Below are 14,201 nucleotides of genomic sequence, written 5' to 3'. Positions count from 1 at the left end.
GTATGAGACGCATGGCTGACGAACTGAATCACAGGAGGGGACTCGTCAGCCATGTAATACCGCAGGGCCAACGCTGTTCATCGCCAGCGATCCCCGTTGTTGGTGCAAACGAGCACTGCTCCAGCGTTGGTCCTGCTTCCACCCCGCGAAATTAGTAGGTTCCTGATGAGCGACTGGACGTATCACAGCAATCTTCCCTTGGCGGCAATCGCCGATGCTCCCTATTGGGCAAGGCGGCACATCGAGGATATTTTTCCAAAGTGGGGCGCTGCTTCACTCGTCATGAATGCACAACTAGTGGCCACTGAGCTAGTGACGAACGGCGTAAGGCATTCTGGCGGCTCAATGGAACTTCCCGAGGTCGCCATCACCGGCGGGCGCGCAATGCCTACCAAATCAGTGCTGCCCAAGAAAGGCGAAGGGGCAATCATCCGACTGAGTCTTTCCTACGAGGAAGGCCGGTTGCTGATTGAAGTGTGGGACAAGAGTGATACGCCACCCGCTGCGCAGTTGCCCGACTTCGTTTCAGAAAGAGGACGGGGCCTGTTTGTGGTGAGTGCCTTCTGCGAAAAATGGGGCTGGCACCCGTCACAAGGCGGCGGCAAAGTGGTGTGGGCGGAGTTGCATTGATTCAGGGTCGGTCAACGGAAATGGACCGCTGGCTGGCGCTCAAAGCCGAACAGGTGCCCCCCTTCGCCCAGGCGGTGGCGGTACTGAAGGCCGTGGAGATGGCCAGGTGGGGCTGCGCGGCGGGCCACGGTCGGAGACGTGCGCCGGGGGCTCGGCGCGTGATTGGCCGGGTGGGTTGGTGAGCGGGGGTGGACGCCGCAGGAGATGCGGCACAGCTTCGTGTCGGTCTTGTCCGACAACGGGGTGACGCTAGAGCAGATTTCCCGGCTGGTAGGCCGCGACGGGACCGGCGCCACCGAGAAAGTCTACCGGCAGCAGATTCGGCCGGTGGTGGAGAGAGCCGCCACCGTCGTGGACGGCAGCTTCTTCGAGGTCGATCACAGCGCTTGGGCAGTGGTCAGCCGCTCGGGGAACGCAAAAGGCCGGATCCTTGTGGATCCGGCCTGTTTGACCAGGGTGGGCGATACTGGGTTCGAACCAGTGACCTCTTCGGTGTGAACGAAGCGCTCTCCCACTGAGCTAATCGCCCCGGTGGTCTGTCGGTCCTGCCCTGCGGCGTTCCCGACATCGAGAACTCTAGCGCATGTTCGGCGGTGTTCGTGCATCGTGCGTTCAGGCCGCCGCCGCGTGGGCTGGGGTCGTGTCTCGGCCGCCTGGGTGGCGGTGGCGCCAGATCAGGAAGACAGCTGTTGAGAGCAGGGCCCATGCGAAGAGGGTTATGAAGGGGAGGGCGTGTTGGTGGCCTCCGAAGTAGATCGCGGTGTGTTGGGCGTTCACCGATGCTCCCGGGGGCAGCCAGCGGCCCAGGTAGCCCAGGGCCGAGGGCAGTAGGGGCCAGGAGACCGCGCCGCCTGAGGACGGGTTGCCCAGTAGGACCATCAGGCCCCAGGTCGGGATCATGGCCCAGCGGCCCACCAGGGTGTTGAACATTGTGAAGACCATGCCGCTTGTGAACATCGTCAGGGCCAGGATGAACCATGATTCGGGGAGGGGCAGGTTCAGGACGCCCAGCAGCCAGTCGACGACCGCGACGATCGCCAGGGCGCCCAGGGCCGCGTAGGCGGCGGTGAACGCTATTCGTTCGCCGGCGTTCAGTTCCTTGGCGTGCACGCTCAGCTGGATCGCGCCCACGAAGCCGATGATCACGGCGGCCAGGGAGATGTAGAAGATCGCCAGGCCCTGGGGGTCGGTCTGCTGGAGGGGTTTGATGTCGCGGATCCGCAGGGTCGGGTTCGCCTGGTGGGCTGCTTGGGTCAGGAGGCGGGCGACGGAGGATCCGGCTGCGCCTGCCACGTCCAGGGTGTTGCTCGTCAGGATTCCGAACTCGCGTTGTTCTTCTACTGCTTGGCGAGCTTGTAGGTAGGTCGGGTAGGTCTTTACGACCAGGGTGGCGTTCAGTTCGCGGTCTATTGCTTGGTAGAGGTTGTGGGGTGGGTCACCGGTCACCGCTATCGAGATGTGGCGTGGGGTTGGGTTCGCCAGCGCGTACGTGTAGGAGCCCGCGAACAGGCCGGCGGCCGCCGCCAGGATGAACAGCAGCACGACCGCCGGGACGAACGGTGACCGGCGGAACGCTGACCAGTGTTCCCGGCCGGTGCGGCGGCGGGCGTGCGCCGGTTTCCGCAGGTCGACAGGCATATCACTACGTTAGGTGATGGCCTGTCGCCAGTTGTGGTCAGGCCCAGGGGGTCCAGTCCTGGATGTTCCAGGGCAGGTGGAAGTCGTAGACGGCCAGGTAGGCGATCATCGCGGCCCCGGCCAGCAGCCCGCCGAGGACGGCCAGGATCGTGTTGCGGCGCTTCTTGCGCGGGTCGAGGGCCTTCTCCTTGGCGCGCTCGGCCGCCTGACGGGCGTGGTGCAGCGCGCGCTGGGCCCAGGCGAACTCGGTCGCCAGGATCGCCAGGCCCACGATGATGCCCAGGATGCCGGGGCCTGGGGCCACCATCATCACCAGCCCGCCGGCCAGGACGGTCGCGCCGACGGTGAAGACGCCCAGCCGCCAGGCGGTGTTGAGCATGGGGTTGCGCCGCACGCGCTCGCGGAACCGGTTCAGCGGGCCGGGGTCCTCGGCCGGGGGGATTTCCTCTTCATGGTTTATCGCCACGGAATTACCCTATGCCAGGGAAGGGGCGAGATTGCCTGGTTCGGCAGGCAATAGGGGCACCGCGATCCTTGCACAGCCCGGGGCGCGGCACGCGGCGAACGCGGTTTCCAGCCCCGGCGGCGGAGGGCAATTGTCCGCTTCTGCCCAGGTCAGGGGGCACTTTTCGTTCTGTGAGATAGATCACACACTGGCCCGACGGCGGAATGTTCCCACAACTTCCCTCCGTTACGCGTCATAGATCGCGGGGACATCCGTGAGAGGGAGTGAAGCACCTACCGGAGCGCCCGCGCGCCAGCGGGACCGACGTCTGAAGGAATGGCCATGAACAGCAGTACCACCGTGTCCGCCGAGCTGGGCCTCCGTCTCGTCGTCCCCGACCGCACGACCGTCCCCCTGCTCGCCGGTCTGGAGTACGCGGCCGACGACCCGTACGCCATCCGCATGGCCTTCTACGTGGGCGACGACGAACCGGTCGAGTGGATCTTCGCCAGGGAGCTGCTCACCGTCGGGATCGTGCGCCGGGTCGGGGACGGGGACGTGGAGGTCTGGCCCGCCGAGGGCGAGGACGACGACTCGCTCAACATCGCGCTGTCCTCGCCGTTCGGCGACGCGCTGTTCGAGGTGCCGCTCTCCCCCCTGGCCGACTTCCTGCACCGCACCTACCAGGCGGTGCCGGCCGGGCAGGAGGGCGAGTGCATCGACATCGACGCCGAGCTGGAGAACCTGCTCTGGCAGTCGTGACGGCTCACTCGCTCAGCCGCGCCAGGTGGCGCATCTTGTTCATCGCGTCCAGCGCCGCCACCTTGTAGGACTCGGCGAGCGTCGGGTAGTTGAACACGGCGTTGACCAGGTAGTCCACGGTGCCGCCGCAGCCCATCACGGTCTGCCCGATGTGCACCAGCTCGGTGGCGCCGGTCCCGAAGACGTGCACGCCGAGCAGGCGGCGGTCCTCGGGGGACACCAGGAGCTTCAACATCCCGTAGGAGTCACCGATGATCTGGCCGCGCGCCAGCTCGCGGTAGCGCGACACCCCCACCTCGAAGGGCACCTTGGCCTCGGTCAGCTCGTCCTCGGTCCGGCCGACGAAGCTGATCTCGGGGATGGTGTAGATCCCGATCGGCTGGAGTTCGTGGATCTCGGCGACCGGCTCACCACAGGCGTGGTGGGCCGCGAGCCGGCCCTGCTCCATGGAGGTCGCCGCCAGCGACGGGAAGCCGATCACGTCGCCGACGGCGTAGATGTGCGGCACCTCGGTCCGGTAGTCGGCGTCGACCTTGATCCGGCCCCGGTGGTCGGCGGCCAGGCCGGCGGCCTCCAGGCCGAGGTCGTCGGTCATGCCCTGGCGGCCGGCCGAGTACATGACGGTGTCGGCGGGGATGCGCTTGCCGCTCTGCAGGACCGTCATCGCGCCGCGCGCGTAGCGTTCCACCGACGCGACGGTCTCGCGGAACCGGAAGGTCACCGCGAGGTCGCGCAGGTGGTACTTGAGCGCCTCGACGATCTCCAGGTCGGCGAACTCCAGCATGCGGTCGCGCCGCTCCACCACGGTGACCTTGGTGCCGAGGGCGGCGAACATCGAGGCGTACTCGATGCCGATCACCCCGGCGCCGACCACCACCATGGTCTCGGGGATGCGCTCCAGGTGGATGATGCCGTCGGAGTCGATCACGGTCTGGTCGTCGAACTCCACGGTGTCGGGCCGGGCGGGCCGGGTGCCGGTGGCGATGACGATCTTGTCGGCGGTGACCTTCAGCTCGCGTTCCCCGCCGTCGGAGACCCCCACGACGTGCGGTTCCAGGAAGCGGCCGTGGCCGGGCAGCATGGTCACCCGGTTGCGGGCGAGCTGGCTGCGGATCACGTCGACCTCGCGGCCGATGACGTGCTGGGTGCGCAGGCCCAGGTCGGCGACCGTGATGTCCTCCTTGACCCGGTAGCTCTGGCCGTACAACTCCCGCTGGCTGAGGCCGGTGAGGTAGAGCACCGCCTCGCGCAGCGTCTTGGACGGGATCGTGCCGGTGTTGATGCACACCCCGCCGATCATGCTGCGGCGGTCCACGACGGCGGCCCGGCGGCCGAGCTTGGCGGCGGCGATGGCCGCGCGCTGCCCGCCGGGCCCGGACCCGAGCACCAGTACGTCGAAGTCGTTCACGACCTCCAGTCTGGCGGCGTGAGCGCGATCACATAAGGGCCTGGCGGGGACGGATTCCCGACGGTGGCGCATCGAGGGCGCCTTTGCCCCGGTACGCGGTTGTTTCGCCCGTGCGGTGCCGGTGGCGGAACTTGCCCGTTCCTTTAGACGCGCGGAGATCGGGCAAGGGTAGGCCATGAACATGCTCGGTATCGATATCGGCGGGTCGGGGATCAAGGGCGCGCCGGTGGATCTGGCGTCCGGGGAGTTCACCGCGGACCGGTTGCGCGTCGAGACCCCGCAACCCGCCACGCCCGCGGCCGTGGCGGCGGTGCTGGCGGAGATCACCTCGCACTTCGGCGGGGACGGCCCGGTGGGGGTCACCTACCCCGGTGTGGTGATCGACGGGGTGACGTTGTCGGCGGCCAACGTGGACAAGGCGTGGATCGGCACCGACGCCGCCACGCTGTTCGCCGAGGCCACCGGCCGGACGGTGACCGTGCTGAACGACGCCGACGCCGCCGGGATCGCGGAGATGCGGCTGGGCGCGGGACGCGGCCAGAGGGGCACGGTGGCGGTGCTGACGCTGGGCACCGGGATCGGCAGCGCGCTGTTCACCGACGGGGTGCTGCTGCCCAACACCGAGTTCGGGCACCTGGAGATCCGGGGCAAGGACGCCGAGCACCGCGCGTCGGCCAAGGCCCGCGAGGACCATGACCTGAGCTGGGAGAAGTGGGCCGAGCGGCTGAGCGAGTACCTGGTGCGGCTGGAGGCGCTGATCTCCCCGTCGCTGTTCATCGTGGGCGGCGGGGTGAGCAAGAAGGCCGACAAGTTCCTGCCGCTGATCGAGGGCGTGCGGGCGTCCATCGTCCCGGCGGCGCTGGTGAACCACGCGGGGATCGTGGGCGCGGCGATGGCGGCCGACGAGGCGGGGCGGCGGGCCACCGTGACGCTCTGACGTGGTTGGGCGTCTGGTCAGTTTGGGGTTGTTGTCAGGCGTAGGCGGATGGTCGCTATTTCCCAGGGGCGTAGGGGCACCGTCGTTTTGCCTTGCGTGACGGGCAGGGGCGCGGTCGGGCGGCTCAGTATGTCGGCGCGGGTCGCTTCGCTGAACGTGCCGTGCAGCACCGCCGTTGTCGGTTCGGGCCGTTCGGCTACGAGGCGTACTTCGATCCAGCCGTCTTGTTCGCGCAGGCTCGTCAGCACCACGCCCGGTCCTGACAGCTCCAGGCCCGCGTGGGCGGGCGGTAGTGCGGCGTCGCGCGGGCCGTAGCCGGGCGAGGTGAGCAGGTCGTGCTGGTACGTCTCGGCGGCGGCCAGTACCTCGTCGCCCGGCCGGGCGCCCGGGTACGGCATGACGGCCAGGCCCATGGTGTACTCGCCCCGGCACTGCGCGGTCGGGGTGGGGAGTTGCGGTCCGGCGGGCTGGTCGCGGTAGGCGTTGCGGTCGCGGGACAGGTAGCCGATCGAGCGCAGGAGCGTCACCGCCAGTTCGTTGTCCGCGACCTCGTACTCCGTCGAATGCTCCAGGAGCACCGCCAGGCCGCCCGCCGCCGCGAAGCCCGACGCCGGGAAGGTCGGTAGTGGGCGTTCCCCGAAGCCACCCTCGGCGCTCAGGCCCCGCTCCACCACCGCGAACTGGCCCTCGGCGAACGACGAGTGCGCCTCGCGCGGCAGCGGCAGGTGCAGCCGCACCCGGTGGTCGGCGCAACGGTTGTCGAACGCGAGCCCCAGGCGGAGGAACGGCTCGCCTGCTCGCAACTCCACGCGCGTCGTGACCGCGATCTCTTCCTCAGCCGCCGTGCGGGCGTCGGCGAACGGGTCTCCGGCGGCGGGCCAGCGGTAGGTGCGCACCAGGTCGAACGCCGCTACCAGCGGGCCGTTCCAGACCGGTTCCAGCCGGGCGGTCAAGGGGGCTTCGATCAGTCGGTCTTGGGCGGGCGGGGCGTAGTTGTAGGAGTCGCCCAGGTCGCCGCCGTCCACCAGGCGGGCCAGGCCCTCGATCACCTGGCCGTCGGGGGTGTGCAGGGCGAGCGTGCCGTCCCCGCGTGCTTCCACGCGCAGCAGGCCGTTGTCCAGCGCGCCTTCCTCGACGCGGACGGGAGCGGTGATCTCGGGTGCGAGGGCCGTCGGGTCGGGGTGGACGGAGGTGATCCCCAGAGGTGGGGCCGCTACCAGCGCGGCCACGGTGTGCCGGGGGTCGGCCAGGATGCGCACCCGCCAGTCGCCTTGGGCGTCGCGCAGTGCTGTTGTCACGTCGGCGATGTCGAACGGGCCTTCGGCTCGACTCGTCACGTAGAAGGTGAGTGTTTGGTCGGTTACGGACCAGGCGCGTACTTCCTGGCCGAACAGCACCCGCCCGTACACCCGGCTCAGGACCAGCGGCAGGTCGGCGGCCGGGTGCACCGCGTCGTCCAGCACGGTCGGGGCCGACTCCAGCGTCTGCGCCGCCAGGACCGCGCCCGAGGCGTCCCGCAGCGCCACCGGCGCGGTGCCGCCCGGCACGTCCAGCACGACCAGGCCCGCGCGCCGCGCCGGGCTCGGATTGAACACCAGGTGCCCGTCCACCGGGACCGCCGCCGCCAGGCCCGACGTCACCAGGTCGCACACCGCCCGGCCGAGCTGCCCGGCCTCGGCCATCCGCGCGGCCACCTGCTCGGCGGTCTCGTCGCTGCCGCAGCCGGTCACCGAGTCGTGGCAGCTCACCTCGACCAGGCGTCGCCAGGCCATGTCCAGGAAGCGCCGCGCCGAGCCCGACCACCACAGCGCGTCCAGGGGCTCGGCGTAGCGTTCGACGAGACGTTCGGCGCGGCCCATGGCCTGTTTCAGCGGCATTCGCGCCGACAGCACGCCCGGCAGGATGTTGGCGCGGGCGTGTGAGCGCAGTTCGCCCCTTATGCGCGGAAGGCCCGTGACGTCGGTGCTTTCGGTCGCGAAGAAGCCCGCCAGGGTGTCCAGCCGCATGGGCAGGCCGGACGCGTCGAGGCGGTCGGCGAGGTCCGGGGCGGGCGCGGCGTGGTCGGAGCCGTACATCGCCAGGACGGGGCCGCCGCCCGGCTGCCAGGCCCGCATCCGCTCGGCGAGGTCGGCGGCGCGGCGTGGCAGCAGCGCCGGGTCCTCGAACAGCGCGGCCGCGTTGCCGTAGCCGCCTTCGGGCAGGTAGCGGGTGCGGACGGCGCTGCCGTCCGGCGACTCCCACGCGAACACCGTGCCGGTCACGGCCACCGGGACGCCCCGCCAGACGCACGCGTGCACGATCCCGGCCTGCCGCAGGATCTGCGGGGTCTGCGCGCAGTGCCCGAACTGGTCGGGCAGGTAGCCGACGGGCATCGCCGCGCCCAGCTCGGCGGCGCGGCGCAGGCCCAGTTCCAGGTTGCGGACCATGGTCTCGCCCGAGCACAGGAACTCGTCGTGCAGGATCTGCCACGGCCCGACCGCCAGCCGCCCCGACCGCACGAGGGCGGCCAGCCGGTCGCGGCGCTCGGGGCGGATCTCCAGGTAGTCGTCCACGGCGGCCATCTGGCCGTCCAGGGTGAAGTGCCAGCGCGGGTCGGCCTCCATGCGGTCGAGGACACCGTCCAGCAGCGCGACCAGGCGCAGCCGGAACCGCTGGAAGGGGAGGTACCACTCGCGGTCCCAGTGGGTGTGCGGGACGACCACGATGGGAGCGGTGCCGTTGGGGTCAGGGGTCAGCCGCATAGCGCGATCACCTCCGCGTCGCTGGGGGCGCTCTCCGGACAGGGGATGGCGTGGGTCAGCCGCATAGGGCGATCACCTCGTTGCGGGCGCTCTCCAGGTGGTGGGCTCCCGGGGCGGCGGGCAGGCGGACGTGGTCGCCGCGCATCGCGTGGCGGCGGCCGTCGGGGCGGACCAGGACCGTGCCGTCGGCGTCCAGGGCGAGCAGTTCGTCGTCCACGCGCAGCAGCACCGGCGCGTTCCGGCCCGCCGAGACCGCGACCCGGCCCGTCGCCATCGCGGCCAGCACGGCGTCGGGTGAGTCGTCCTCGGCGAGCACCCAGGTGGTGGGTTCGCCCAGCGTCTTGTGCTGGGCGGGGTCGTGGAAGTCGCTGCCGCCGAGCGGGACGACGTCCGGACGCCACAACTCCGCCCACGACAGCGGCGCGCCCCACGTGCGGTCCCACCACGAGGAATGCCACACCTCGACGAACCGGGGGCGCGCCTCGGGCGGCATCGGCCGCCGCCAGGCGCAGTCGCCGCCGAGCGGGTGGTTGATCGACATCAGGCCGCCGTGCGCGGCCCAGTCGGCGGACGGGCGGCGGAAGTCCACCCAGCCCACGTCGCCGAACACGTTGGCGTGCCCGAGGTCGGTGGTGACCTCCTGGCCCGGCAGCAGCGCCACGCCCAGACGGCGGGACGCGGCGGGCAGCTCGGCGTGGTGGCTGACGGTGTTGTGGTCGGTGACGGCCAGGAAGTCCAGCCCCTGCGCGACGGCGAGCGCGGCCAGCTCGGGCACGGTCAGCGTCCCGTCGCTGTGCACGGTGTGGGCGTGCAGGTCACCGGCCAGCCAGCGCGTTCCGGCGGGCGCGGGCAGGTCGCGGCGTGCCGGGCGGGACGAGGCGGGCGGGTGCTTGACGGCCGGGGTCGGCGGCGGGGTGTCGGAGGTGGTGATCGTGACCTCGTACGGCGCGCCTTCGGGCGGGACGCGGTGCAGTCCGAGCCAGACGTGCCAGACGCCGGGTTCGGGTTCGCCGGGCAGGTAGCCGGGCGTCGCCCATGCCGTGGTGATCGTGTACTCGTCGCGGGCGCCTCCTGACCAGCCGCGGAACCCGTCCGGTCCCGCGCAGCCCAGGTCGATGACGCCGTCCTGGTGGATGAGTCGCACGGTGATCGCGGCGGTGCCGGGCCGCACTTCGAACGGCAGCTCGCGCAGCGGCGCGGCCACGCGGTCCTCCAGCGTCCAGCGGCCCCGGAGGACGGTCTCTTCGGCCATCACGCAGCCTCCCTGGGGGATGTCGCTCCGCACGCCGGTCTGCTCGACATCCCGCACAGCAGGCCGCTTGCCGTCCTGCCTGTCGCTGCGCTCGACGTCCCCTTTGCCGCTGCGCTCGCCGTCACGTCTTTTCCAGCCGTCCGCCCACCAGTTCCCCGTCCCGGAACAGCAGCGCGCGGCCCGGACGAGGGCGGGCCCACAGGCTTGTCCCCGGTTCGGGTTCCTCGCCTTCGCCGACCACCACGTGCACCAGCTCTCCCGCCCGGTCGGACCGCCCCGTGTCGATGGTCACCAGTGACGTACTACCCAGGTTCTCGACCACGGCGACACGGCCCTCGAACGCGCCCTCCACCGGTTCCGTCGAGCCGTCCAGGTACTCCGGGCGCACCCCGTACACCAGCTCCCCGTCCGTCACGCCCGGCGCGGGATGAGGCAGCACCGCTCCCCCGGCCTCGATCCCTTCCGCCGTGGCGCGCGCGGGCAGCAGGTTCATCGGCGTCGATCCGATGAACGACGCCACGAACAGGTTCGCCGGGCGCCGGAACACCTCCGCGGGTGTTCCCACCTGTTCCACCCGGCCGTCGCGCATCACCGCCATCCGGTCGGCCATCGCCAGCGCCTCCGCCTGGTCGTGCGTCACGAAGACGGTCGTCACGCCCAGCTCGCGTTGCAGGCGCTTCAGGAACGTACGCGCCTCCAGCCGCAGCCGGGCGTCCAGGTTGGACAGCGGCTCGTCCAGCAGGAACACCTTCGGTCGCGCCGCCATCGCCCGCGCCAGCGCCACCCGCTGCTGCTGACCGCCCGACAACTCCCCCGGACGGCGCGCCAGCAGCGTGCCCAGGCCCAGTTCGGCCGCCACCTCCCCGGCGGCCGCGTGGCGCTCGTCGCGGCCCACCTTCTTGATCCGCAGCGGGTAGGCGATGTTGTCGGCCACCGTCATGTGCGGGAACAGCGCGTAGTCCTGGAACACCATCCCCACGTCGCGACGGCCCGGCGGGACGCGCGTCACGTCGGCGTCGCCGATCCGCACCGTCCCGGCGCTCGCGGTCTCCAGCCCCGCGACGGTGCGCAGCAGCGTGGTCTTGCCGCAGCCCGACGGCCCCAGCAGCGCGAAGAACGCCCCGTCGGCGATGTCGAGGTCCAGGCCGTCCACCGCCCGCACCCCGCCCGGGTAGTCCTTGGTCAGCCCGCGCAGCGCTATGCCCGCCATCAGCGTTTGATCCCTCCGTGGAAGCGCATCCCGTAGCGGCGGCTGACCAGCAGGTACATCGCCACCACCGGCAGGGCGTACAGCAGCGAGAACGTCGAGATCAGCGGCAGGTCCGGCTGGCCGCCCTCGGTGTAGAAGGTGTACATGACCACCGCGGCCGGGGCCTTGTCCGGGTCGCGCAGCAGCAGGAACGGCATCAGGAAGTCGCCCCACACCTGCGCGACCGTCCACACCGCGACCGTCGCGAGGCCCGGCCGGATCACCGGCGCGACCACGTGCCGCAACACCTGGAGCGGGGTCGCGCCGAACACCCGGGCGGCCTCCTCGTAGGAGGGCGGGGTCGCGTCGGTGAAGTCCTTGAGGATGAAGATCGCGGTGGGCAGCAGGCCGCCGGTCAGCACCAGGACGACGCCGAGCCGGGAGTCGATCAGGTGCAGGTTGAAGGCCAGCAGGAACACCGGCACCATCGCCGCCGTCCCGGTGATGATCGACGACAGCAGGAGCAGCAGGTACAGCAGCGCGTCGCGGCCGGGCACCCGCACCCGGCTGAGCGCGTACGCCGCCAGCGCCGCGCTCGTCACCACCAGTGCGGCGGTCCCGGCCGCCAGCAGCGCCGAGTTGCGCAGCGAGGCGAGCGCGTAGGGGTTGTCCAGCAGCACGCGGAAGTTGCGCAGGGTGAACTCCGGCACCGACGCGGTGATCTCGGGGCTGGCGTCGAAGGGGGCCGACGCCAGCCACAGCAGCGGCAGCGCGAAGAAGCCCAGCACCGCTGACAGGAACGTCGCGAGGCCGATGCGGCGCAGCAGCGTGCGGGCCGTCACGCGGACCGCCCGCGCAGCGCGCGCAGGTACAGCAGCGCGATCACCAGGTTGACGAGGATCATGATGAGCGAGACGGCCGCGCCGAAGCCGAGCCGCCCGTCGCCGAGCGCGGTGCGGTAGACGTAGACCGACAGGATCTCCGAGCGGTGGTCGGGGCCTCCGGCGGTGATGAGGAACGGCGTGAAGTCGTTGAAGGTCCACAGGCTGACCAGCAGCAGGCTCGTCAGCACGTGCCCCCGGATGCGCGGCAGCACCGCGTCGCGCAACGTCTGCCAGGTGGACGCGCCCGCCAGCCGCGCGGTCTCCAGGTGCGACGGCGGAACGTTCCCGAGCGCCGCGCCGTAGAGCATCATCGAGAACGCGGTGCCGCGCCAGACGTTGAACACCACGACGCACGCCATCGGATGGTCCAGCAACCACGCGGTACCGGGCGTGCCGAGCAGCGCGTTCAGCGTCCCGGCGTCGCGGTCCAGCAGCGCGATCCACAGGAACGCGATCACCGAGCCGGGCAGGATCCACGCCAGCAGCACCAGCCCCTCCACCAGCCGCCGCAACGGGCCGGTGCGGTCGCGCAGCGTCCACGCCAGCGCGAACCCCAGCACCGTCTGCCCGACGATCGCCGACCCGAGCACGAACTGCGCGGTCAGCCACAACGAGCGGTGGAACTCCCCGTCGCCGAGCACGGTGGTGTAGTTGTCGGTCCCGACGAACTGGGGCCTGCTCGCGGCCACGCCCGTCAGCCGGTAGTCGGTGGTGCCGAGGTACAGCGTCCACAACGCCGGGAACACCAGGAACACCGCGACCAGCACCAGCGCGGGCGCGACGAACGCCGCCGCGCGGCCCCTGCCGAGCCCGGCGGCGTCGTCGGCGTAGCTGCTACTGCGTGGTGACGTTGCCGGCGCCACCGACGATCCCTTCCAGCTTCTTCGTGTACTGCGCGGCGGCCTCGTCGGGCGTGCGGCCCGACACCACGCCCGCCGTCGCCTCCTGCAACGCGGTGGAGACCTGCGGGTAGGCGGCGAGGCCCGGCCGGTAGGAGGTGATCGGCAGCACCTTGTCGGCGATGAAGCCCAGCAGCGGGTCACCCGACAGGATTTGTTTGTTGACGTCGGTCCGGGAGGTGATCTCGGGGGTTCCGGCGGTGCGGGCCCGGTGCATCTCCGGCGAGTTCATGAACGTCAGCAGCTCGAACGCCTGCTGCGGGTACTTGGTGCTGGGGTTCAGCACGGTCGTCGGGCCGCCGGACATGCTGACGAACGACTGCCCGCGCACGCCCTTGCCCGGCTCGACGGCCGGGATCAGCGCGTACCCGACGTCCTGGTCGCGCGTCGGCATCTTGGCGACGCCGGTCTTGGGGTTGACCACGTCGCGCCAGAAGTAGTCGCTCTCGGCCAGGACGCCGATGCGGCCCTTGGCGAACTCGGCGAACGACTTGTCGCGCCCCTTGGCCTCCTGCTGGAGCCTGGGGTCGCCCAGCCCCTCCCGGTAGACGGTCGAGTACAGGCCGAGGACCTGCTTGAGCGCCGTCCCGCCGCCGGTCCACTTGCCGCCGGAGTAGATCTCCGCGCCCGCCCCGGCCAGCAGCGGCAGCACGCCCTGCATGGTGGTGGCCTCGCCGCTGGGGGTGCCCGCGTTGAGCTGGATCGGGGTGACGCCGGGGACCTTCTTCAGCGCGCGCCCGGCCGTCAGCAGGTCGGCCCAGCTCTTGGGCTGCCAGTCCGCCGGAAGCCCGGCCCGCGCGAACAGCTTCTTGTTGAAGAACAACACGCGGCCGTCGGTCCCGGACGGGATACCGTAGCGCTTGCCGTCGAACGAGCCGAGCCCCTGGACGGCCTTGGGGATCTGCGCCCACCCGTCCCAGGTGTCGGCCTTGCCGCCGACGACCTCGCCCAGCGGCCGGATGTACCCGGCCTGGGCGAACTCGCCGACCCAGATGCCGTCGATGTCGATGATGTCGGCGCCGGACCGCGACTTCAGGTCGAGCGCGAGGCGGGTCTTGTACGGCTCGTCGTCCACGCCGGAGCCGCGGAAGGTCACCTTGGCGGTGACGCCCTTGGCCTTCTGCGCGGCGACGAACCTCGGGATCACCGTCCTGGTGATCCATTCGGCCTCGGCGGAGTTCTTGCCGCCCTCGATGGCGTTGCGGGTGACGACCAGGGAGACGTTCTTGGCGTTCGCGCCCCGGCCGGTGTCGGTGGAGGGGCCGCCGCCGCATCCGGCGAGGGCCGCGCCCGCGAGGGCGAGCGCGGCCGGCCAGACGGCGCGGGGCCCGGTGAGGGTCCGCAGTCGGGAGTGGTCCACGGTGACCTCCTAGGAGCATCACCGCTAACGTGACCCACGAGACGGGGCCCGTAAAG

General features: G+C 70.8%; 12 protein-coding genes and 1 tRNA gene. 3 read left to right on the top strand and 10 right to left on the bottom strand.

All coding sequences use genetic code 11. The features are described 5' to 3' along the window. The first annotated feature begins 165 nt into the window (after nucleotides 1-165). Complete coding sequence (locus tag AH6_RS44135) at nucleotides 166-630, top strand: ATP-binding protein (RefSeq protein WP_157431745.1); 465 nt, start codon at nucleotides 166-168, stop codon at nucleotides 628-630. 457 nt (nucleotides 631-1,087) lie between these two features. Here AH6_RS44135 and AH6_RS27130 read toward each other — a convergent pair. The 3 genes from AH6_RS27130 to AH6_RS27120 form a co-directional block, all read right to left on the bottom strand. Continuing rightward, nucleotides 1,088-1,159: transfer RNA gene (locus tag AH6_RS27130), tRNA-Val, on the bottom strand. A gap of 83 nt (nucleotides 1,160-1,242) precedes the next feature. Continuing rightward, nucleotides 1,243-2,268, bottom strand: a complete 1,026-nt coding sequence (locus AH6_RS27125) for an ABC-2 transporter permease (protein WP_067485395.1) — start codon at nucleotides 2,266-2,268, stop codon at nucleotides 1,243-1,245. Between the two features lie 37 nt (nucleotides 2,269-2,305). Next, the gene (locus AH6_RS27120; protein WP_067485392.1) at nucleotides 2,306-2,734 is read right to left on the bottom strand and encodes a PGPGW domain-containing protein; all 429 of its coding nucleotides are present in this window, start codon (nucleotides 2,732-2,734) and stop codon (nucleotides 2,306-2,308) included. A 321-nt stretch (nucleotides 2,735-3,055) separates the two neighbouring features. Here AH6_RS27120 and AH6_RS27115 point away from each other — a divergent pair, with 321 nt between their 5' ends. Further along, nucleotides 3,056-3,475, top strand: a complete 420-nt coding sequence (locus tag AH6_RS27115) for an SsgA family sporulation/cell division regulator (protein ID WP_067485389.1) — start codon at nucleotides 3,056-3,058, stop codon at nucleotides 3,473-3,475. 4 nt (nucleotides 3,476-3,479) lie between these two features. On the opposite strand, the gene sthA is transcribed toward AH6_RS27115, so the two are convergent. Next, nucleotides 3,480-4,883, bottom strand: coding sequence for a Si-specific NAD(P)(+) transhydrogenase (gene sthA, locus AH6_RS27110; protein ID WP_067485386.1), 1,404 nt, complete (start codon nucleotides 4,881-4,883; stop codon nucleotides 3,480-3,482). Between the two features lie 175 nt (nucleotides 4,884-5,058). Between sthA and ppgK the strand changes: the two genes are divergently transcribed. Beyond that, nucleotides 5,059-5,820: a polyphosphate--glucose phosphotransferase gene (gene ppgK, locus AH6_RS27105; protein WP_067485383.1), complete on the top strand. Its 762-nt coding sequence runs from the start codon at nucleotides 5,059-5,061 to the stop codon at nucleotides 5,818-5,820. 17 nt (nucleotides 5,821-5,837) lie between these two features. Here ppgK and AH6_RS27100 read toward each other — a convergent pair whose 3' ends face one another. The 6 genes from AH6_RS27100 to AH6_RS27075 form a co-directional block, all read right to left on the bottom strand. Beyond that, nucleotides 5,838-8,561: a glycoside hydrolase family 38 N-terminal domain-containing protein gene (locus tag AH6_RS27100; RefSeq protein ID WP_067485381.1), complete on the bottom strand. Its 2,724-nt coding sequence runs from the start codon at nucleotides 8,559-8,561 to the stop codon at nucleotides 5,838-5,840. Nucleotides 8,562-8,616: 55 nt separating this feature from the next. Further along, nucleotides 8,617-9,813: a CehA/McbA family metallohydrolase gene (locus tag AH6_RS27095; protein WP_067485378.1), complete on the bottom strand. Its 1,197-nt coding sequence runs from the start codon at nucleotides 9,811-9,813 to the stop codon at nucleotides 8,617-8,619. Nucleotides 9,814-9,934: 121 nt separating this feature from the next. After that, entirely contained in the window at nucleotides 9,935-11,023 is a 1,089-nt protein-coding gene (locus tag AH6_RS27090; protein ID WP_067485375.1) for an ABC transporter ATP-binding protein, read from the bottom strand. After that, complete coding sequence (locus AH6_RS27085; RefSeq protein WP_067485372.1) at nucleotides 11,023-11,844, bottom strand: carbohydrate ABC transporter permease; 822 nt, start codon at nucleotides 11,842-11,844, stop codon at nucleotides 11,023-11,025. Before AH6_RS27085 ends, AH6_RS27090 begins: the two co-directional genes overlap by 1 nt. Continuing rightward, entirely contained in the window at nucleotides 11,841-12,749 is a 909-nt protein-coding gene (locus AH6_RS27080; RefSeq protein ID WP_067485369.1) for a carbohydrate ABC transporter permease, read from the bottom strand. Before AH6_RS27080 ends, AH6_RS27085 begins: the two co-directional genes overlap by 4 nt. After that, nucleotides 12,721-14,145: an extracellular solute-binding protein gene (locus tag AH6_RS27075; protein WP_245679489.1), complete on the bottom strand. Its 1,425-nt coding sequence runs from the start codon at nucleotides 14,143-14,145 to the stop codon at nucleotides 12,721-12,723. Before AH6_RS27075 ends, AH6_RS27080 begins: the two co-directional genes overlap by 29 nt. Between the last annotated feature and the right edge of the window lie 56 nt (nucleotides 14,146-14,201).

Origin of the sequence: Actinomadura hibisca NBRC 15177 (assembly GCF_001552635.1) — a bacterium.
In the GTDB taxonomy this organism is placed as follows: domain Bacteria; phylum Actinomycetota; class Actinomycetes; order Streptosporangiales; family Streptosporangiaceae; genus Spirillospora; species Spirillospora hibisca.
Note: the sequence above shows the minus strand (reverse complement) of the source record. Positions and strands in the feature narration are given on the sequence as shown.

What these genes read in the sequence shown, in the direction of transcription:
- AH6_RS27100 (WP_067485381.1), bottom strand. Translation starts at nt 8,561, where the DNA reads ATGCGGCTGACCCCTGACCCCAACGGCACCGCTCCCATCGTGGTCGTC.
- ppgK (WP_067485383.1), top strand. Translation starts at nt 5,059, where the DNA reads ATGAACATGCTCGGTATCGATATCGGCGGGTCGGGGATCAAGGGCGCG.
- AH6_RS27115 (WP_067485389.1), top strand. Translation starts at nt 3,056, where the DNA reads ATGAACAGCAGTACCACCGTGTCCGCCGAGCTGGGCCTCCGTCTCGTC.
- AH6_RS44135 (WP_157431745.1), top strand. Translation starts at nt 166, where the DNA reads ATGAGCGACTGGACGTATCACAGCAATCTTCCCTTGGCGGCAATCGCC.
- AH6_RS27090 (WP_067485375.1), bottom strand. Translation starts at nt 11,023, where the DNA reads ATGGCGGGCATAGCGCTGCGCGGGCTGACCAAGGACTACCCGGGCGGG.
- AH6_RS27095 (WP_067485378.1), bottom strand. Translation starts at nt 9,813, where the DNA reads ATGGCCGAAGAGACCGTCCTCCGGGGCCGCTGGACGCTGGAGGACCGC.
- AH6_RS27125 (WP_067485395.1), bottom strand. Translation starts at nt 2,268, where the DNA reads ATGCCTGTCGACCTGCGGAAACCGGCGCACGCCCGCCGCCGCACCGGC.